The 5,775-nt window shown below is 41.1% G+C and carries 6 protein-coding genes; 4 read left to right on the plus strand and 2 right to left on the minus strand.

Annotated elements, in window-relative coordinates; translation table 11 throughout:
- A partial coding sequence (locus IQ224_RS21000) for a transposase family protein (protein ID WP_194033455.1) occupies nucleotides 1-273 on the minus strand: 273 nt, incomplete at its 3' end.
- A 372-nt stretch (nucleotides 274-645) separates the two neighbouring features.
- On the opposite strand from IQ224_RS21000, the gene IQ224_RS21005 reads away from it, so the two are divergent.
- The 4 genes from IQ224_RS21005 (at nucleotide 646) to pstB (ending at nucleotide 4,425) form a co-directional block, all read left to right on the plus strand.
- Entirely contained in the window at nucleotides 646-1,671 is a 1,026-nt protein-coding gene (locus IQ224_RS21005; RefSeq protein ID WP_002745949.1) for a PstS family phosphate ABC transporter substrate-binding protein, read from the plus strand.
- Nucleotides 1,672-1,763: 92 nt separating this feature from the next.
- Nucleotides 1,764-2,699, plus strand: coding sequence for a phosphate ABC transporter permease subunit PstC (gene pstC, locus IQ224_RS21010; protein WP_002745948.1), 936 nt, complete (start codon nucleotides 1,764-1,766; stop codon nucleotides 2,697-2,699).
- A gap of 2 nt (nucleotides 2,700-2,701) precedes the next feature.
- On the plus strand, nucleotides 2,702-3,625 hold the full coding sequence (pstA, locus tag IQ224_RS21015; protein WP_002745947.1) for a phosphate ABC transporter permease PstA: 924 nt from the start codon (nucleotides 2,702-2,704) through the stop codon (nucleotides 3,623-3,625).
- Nucleotides 3,619-4,425, plus strand: a complete 807-nt coding sequence (pstB, locus tag IQ224_RS21020; RefSeq protein ID WP_072926451.1) for a phosphate ABC transporter ATP-binding protein PstB — start codon at nucleotides 3,619-3,621, stop codon at nucleotides 4,423-4,425. Before pstA ends, pstB begins: the two co-directional genes overlap by 7 nt.
- A gap of 52 nt (nucleotides 4,426-4,477) precedes the next feature.
- On the opposite strand, the gene IQ224_RS21025 is transcribed toward pstB, so the two are convergent.
- The gene (locus tag IQ224_RS21025) at nucleotides 4,478-5,503 is read right to left on the minus strand and encodes a PstS family phosphate ABC transporter substrate-binding protein (protein WP_036401828.1); all 1,026 of its coding nucleotides are present in this window, start codon (nucleotides 5,501-5,503) and stop codon (nucleotides 4,478-4,480) included.
- Nucleotides 5,504-5,775 lie beyond the last annotated feature (272 nt).

Here is a 5,775-nt window from a genome sequence, read left to right on the forward strand (position 1 = left end):
TACAATCCGACATATAGTTGATTCTGATAGTTCCCAGCTTGTACCAATGTGAAAATATGTTCTATATTCTCGCCAATATTCTAACGTTACTAAAACTTGTTCTTCTATAGATAGTTTAGGTTTCGGTCCCCTTTTAGATGGTGAATTAGAGTCGGCTTCAACACTTTTTACTGATTCTAGCATCTTTCTATATGTTTGTTTATACACACCGAAACGGCGTTTGAATTGTTCATCTGATAAGTTTTGATAATCCATAATTTTGCTAATAAACATAGCAAAATTATAGATGATTTCCTGACCTAAGATCACATTTTATTCTTTTTTCCACTTCAATCTAAGAATTGAGAAAAAAGCAAAACCCTACATCATACCATAAAAAAATTATGCAAGAGGTCTATTATTGAGCGTTTTGACTAACTTTAATTTGCAATAGGGTGGTCATCAACTAATTTAAATAACCAAAAATGTGAGACATATTTGTTTAAGTTAAGCTTAATTAACCCAAGCTTAAACTAAATTTAACCAAACCAAATCTTAACCTTAACCTTAAATTAACTCAAATAATTGATCATAATTTTAGGGTTTTATGTACAATCCAACCTAAAAGTTAATTTTTTGATTCCCGAACCAGCAATAATTAGCGAAATGAGTATGCAGAATTTCCAATTCAAACTAAATCGATGGACAATCAGCGCTGGTTTAGCGGCAGTAGGAGCAGCCCTAGCTCTCACCATCCCGGCGGTTAATTCCCAAAGCCGCAATACTATCAAAATTGATGGTTCTAGCACCGTTTACCCAATTACAGAAGCAGTAGCGGAAGAATTTCAAAAGATAAATCGTCAGACACAGGTAACTGTCGGTATTTCGGGAACAGGTGGCGGTTTTAAAAAATTCTGTGCTGGTGAAACGGATATTTCTAATGCTTCTCGTCCAATTAAGGATTCTGAGCGTCAATTGTGCGCTAAAAATGGCGTTAAATTCTTAGAACTGCCGATCGCTTTTGATGCTTTAACAGTGGTAGTCAATAGACAAAATCCCCTTAATAGCATCAAGGTTTCTGAACTGAAAAAAATGTGGGAACCCGCTGCTCAAGGGAAGATCACTAAGTGGAATCAAGTTAATTCTAAATGGCCTAATGCCAACCTAAAACTGTTCGGACCAGGTGCAGATTCGGGAACATTCGATTACTTTACCGAGGCAATTGTCGGTGAATCGAAGAAAAGTCGCACCGACTTTACCCCCAGTGAAGATGATAACGTTCTAGTGCAGGGAGTTATCAGAGATCGTAACGCTTTAGGTTACTTTGGCTATGCCTATTATGAAGCAAATAAAGGTCGTCTGAAAGCCCTAGCCATTGATAACGGCAAAGGAGCCATATCTCCCTCAGCAGAAAATGTCAACAACGGCAAATATAATCCCCTCTCCCGTCCTGTTTTTATCTACGTTAATGCTAATGCGGCTAAACGTCCAGAGGTAAAAAGTTTTGTCGAATTTTTCATCAACAATGCTCCCAAATTAGTCCGGGAAGTTAAGTATGTTCCTTTACCCGCTAATGTCTATCAATCGGTAATGAGAAACTTTAGAAATAATAAAACAGGGAGTGTATTCGTTGGCCGAGATGTGGTGGGTTTAACCATCCAAGATATTGTTCGGCTAGAAGCTAAAGAATAGTTGCTTATCTGCCAATAAATGGAATGGGGAAGCGATTATCTTCCCCATTTTTGGAGTTGAATTAAAAAACCCAGCAACTAGATATTTAAAGCATGACTAAACCAGCAATTAAATCAGAGAGTGTCTGGATTCAGGCAGCTACTCCCAAAAAGATTCGCAACCTCAAAGAGACTATTATTGAAGTTATTCTATTTTTGGCGGCTTTTTCCTCTGTGGCCACCACTATCGGCATTATGGAGGTTTTGATTCTAGAATCCGTGCATTTTTTCGAGAAAGTTCCCCTGATTCAATTCCTAACCGATACGGTTTGGAGTCCGCTTTTTGCCGATCCTCGTTATGGTATTATACCGCTACTTTCGGGAACCTTAACCACTTCGATCGTGGCGATGTTTGTCGCTGTTCCTTTGGGAACAATTGCCGCTATTTATCTCAGTGAATTTGCCCCCCCGCGTCTGCGAGAAGTGGTTAAACCTTGTCTAGAATTATTAGCGGCTATACCGACAGTAGTTTATGGTTATTTTGCCTTTTTAAATGTCACACCTTTCCTACAAACTTTTTTGCCTGACTTGCCTTCATTTAATATGCTCAGTGCTGGTTTGGTCATGGGATTAATGATTATTCCCCTGATTAGTTCCATCAGTGAAGATGCCATGCGTGCCGTACCTTTGACCCTCCGGGAAGGTTCCTACGCTACCGGAGCAACTCGTTTACAAACTGCTTTAAATGTGGTTTTGCCTGCCGCTATTTCTGGTATTAGTGCCGCTTATATTTTAGGAGTTTCGCGGGCCGTGGGAGAAACGATGATTGTAGCGATCGCCGCAGGATTACAGCCAAATTTAACCTTCAATCCCTTTAGTGAAGCGGCCACCATTACCGCTTATATTGTTCAGGTTAGTTTAGGCGATTTACCCCACGGTTCGATCGAGTATCAATCAATTTTTGCCGCCGGTATTATGCTAGTCATTTTGACTTTAATCTTTAATATTATCGGTTATTTCCTCGCCAAAAAATATCGGGAGGTTTACTAATCATGGAAAAAGAACAATTATCGAATTTAAGAGCTAATATTGAAAGGCGCAAGCTGATTAGCACTGTATTTTCTGGCTTAGGGTTGTTGATTATTTTTGTTTCTACCCTAATTCTCTTTATCCTGATTGCCCAGATGATGATGGCAGGGTTGCCGCGCATTACCCCCCAGTTTTTTACTTCTTTTCCTAGTCGTCACCCTGAAGAAGCTGGTATTCTTTCCGCTTGGGTGGGAACCTTGCTAGTGATGTTGGTAACAGCCTTGATTGCGATTCCTCTCGGTATTGCGGCGGGAATTTATCTGGAAGAATATAGTAAGAAAAATTGGCTTTCAGCAATTATTGAGATTAACGTCACTAATTTAGCGGGTGTTCCCTCAATTATCTATGGTTTACTCGCCCTCGGTTTATTTGTCTATCAATTCAATCTCGGACAAAGTATTATTGCCGCCGGTTTAACCCTAGCTTTGCTGATCCTACCTGTGGTTATTGTCACCACCAGAGAGGCAATTCGGGCAATACCCAACAGTCTCCGGGAAGCGGCCTATGCCGTGGGAGCAAGTAGATGGCAAGTAGTCGCCGATCATATTCTTCCCTACTCCTTCGGTAGTATCCTAACCGGTGTGATCATCGGGCTTTCCAGAGCGATTGGAGAAACGGCTCCCGTGATTACTATTGGTGCGCTCACGTTTATTGCCTTTCTACCCGATGCTCCTTTACAAGCAAATTTTCCCTTTATTAACTTTAATTGGCTAAAAGCACCCTTTACAGTTATGCCTATCCAGATGTTTAACTGGGTTTCTCGTCCAGAGCCAGAATTTGAAGTCAATGCAGCAGCCGCTGGTACAGTGTTGATTGTGATGACTCTCGGGATGAACGCTGTAGCTATCTATCTCCGCTATCGTTTCCGCAAAGGTATCAAATGGTAAACTCTATTTTTCCCTCGATGATGTCTAATATCAAAGAATTTCAACCAAAAGCCGAGGTGAGAAACCTTGACTTTTACTACGCTGGCACCAATAAACCCGCTTTGCGAAGTATCAATCTCACCATTCCCGAAAGACAAGTCACCTCTCTAATTGGCCCCTCTGGCTGCGGTAAAACGACGCTTTTGCGCTGTTTTAATCGAATGCACGACCTTTATGCCGCTAATCGCTACGAAGGGGGTATTTATATCGATACCGTCAATATTTTAGATCACAAGGTCGATCCGATCGAGGTGCGGATGCGGATTGGTATGGTTTTCCAAAAACCGAACCCTTTCCCGAAATCTGTTTACGAAAATGTCGCCTACGGTTTGCGGGTTAGGGGCGAAAAAAAACGGGAGTTTATCGATTATAAAGTAGAAGAAGCTTTGCGCGGTGCCGCTTTGTGGGATGAAGTCAAGGATCGTCTCAACACCAGTGCCTACGATTTATCGGGGGGACAACAACAACGTCTCTGTATTGCCCGCGCTTTAGTTACAGATCCTGAAATTATCCTCTTTGATGAACCCACTTCCGCTCTCGATCCAATCGCCACTAATAGTATAGAAGAACTAATTGGTAAATTAGAGGAAAAAGTTACCATTTTAATCGTCACCCACAGTATGCAACAGGCAGCCCGGATTTCTGATTACACAGCTTTTATGTATTTGGGTGAACTGATGGAGTTTGGACAAACTAAAATTATGTTTCAAGAACCAACTCACGAGAAAACAAAAGAATATATTAGCGGTCGATTTGGTTAAAAAATCGCCATTGTTTGGGGAGAGAAAGCAATTATCTCCCCAACGCTCTCCTCTAAAACTTGGCTTTTTGCCGCAATAATTCCGCTAGGGTGACATCAAATTGCGATTGTCCTCCGAAAACCGTTCCCACTTCACCGTTAAAGAAGGTAACTGTGGCTAAATGGTAATGTTCATCCGTTAGGGGGATATAACCGACTTCTTTAACAATACTCTCGGCATTATCGAGGTAATACTCCACAAATTCCTGTAAAGCTCGGCTTTTTTGCGCTTTCTCCGCATTGACGTAGATAAATAAAGGTCGAGCAAGGGGTTGATATTGGGAGTTAACTACGGTTTCTCTAGAGGGTAAAATCGCCCCTTTACCGCTATCAATGCCTAAAGCTTTCAATTTTTGGGGATTTTGTTCATAATAAGCTAGTCCAAAGTAACCAAGAGCATTCGGATCTTGACTGACTCCCTGGACTAAAGTGTTATCATCCTCGCTGGCTACATAATCCTTACGACTAGCACCGGATTTACCGACCACAGCTTCGGTAAAATAGTCAAAAGTTCCGGAATCTTGGCCTGCACCAAAGAGATTTAGGGGTTTATTGGGGAATTCCGGTCTGATTTGATTCCAATTGGTAATTTTACCCTCAGCAGCCGGTTCCCACATTTTCTTTAATTCTTCTAGGGTAATGCTATCAATCCAGTTATTTTCCTGATTAACGACTACAGTTAAGGCATCAAAAGCCACGGGTAATTCAATATATCTTACGCCATAGCGATTACACAGGGACATCTCATCGGCTTGAATCGGTCGAGAGGCATTGCTAATATCAGTTTTTCCTTCACAGAATTCCCGAAATCCCCCAGTGGTTCCCGAAAATTTTACGCTCACTTCTGCTGTACCCGGTTGACTGCTTTTGAATTTCTCGGCCACGGCCTGGGTAATCGGGTATACGGTACTAGAACCATCAATTTTAATTGATTTGTTAGCTGGAAATTCCCCTATGCCACAGGCCGACAGTAGGCTAATTCCAAAAATACTTAACGCAGAAAATACCATTTTCACAGAATTTTTGTCGCTTTTACTCATTGTCTCTGTCCCCGTTATCAGTCAATAACTACATAATATTATTTCAAAAAAAGTTGATATATATAATTAAGAATTCTAAAGTTGAATGTTATCGAAAATACATCAAACTGATGGGCGAAAGGACAACAAAAACGTTTATCTGTAGGGTCTGATACTAAATCCGTTGAGTATGCGCTACATATCAGGACAGGCAAAAGGCAAAAGGCAAAAGGCAAAAGGCAAAAGGCAAAAGGCAAAAGGCAAAAGGCAAAAGGCAAAAGGCAGCTTTGTTC

The organism is Microcystis sp. LEGE 00066 (assembly GCF_015207925.1).
Lineage (GTDB): Bacteria > Cyanobacteriota > Cyanobacteriia > Cyanobacteriales > Microcystaceae > Microcystis > Microcystis ichthyoblabe_A.

What these genes read in the sequence shown, in the direction of transcription:
- IQ224_RS21025 (WP_036401828.1), bottom strand. Translation starts at nt 5,503, where the DNA reads ATGAGTAAAAGCGACAAAAATTCTGTGAAAATGGTATTTTCTGCGTTA.
- pstA (WP_002745947.1), top strand. Translation starts at nt 2,702, where the DNA reads ATGGAAAAAGAACAATTATCGAATTTAAGAGCTAATATTGAAAGGCGC.
- pstC (WP_002745948.1), top strand. Translation starts at nt 1,764, where the DNA reads ATGACTAAACCAGCAATTAAATCAGAGAGTGTCTGGATTCAGGCAGCT.
- IQ224_RS21005 (WP_002745949.1), top strand. Translation starts at nt 646, where the DNA reads ATGAGTATGCAGAATTTCCAATTCAAACTAAATCGATGGACAATCAGC.
- pstB (WP_072926451.1), top strand. Translation starts at nt 3,619, where the DNA reads ATGGTAAACTCTATTTTTCCCTCGATGATGTCTAATATCAAAGAATTT.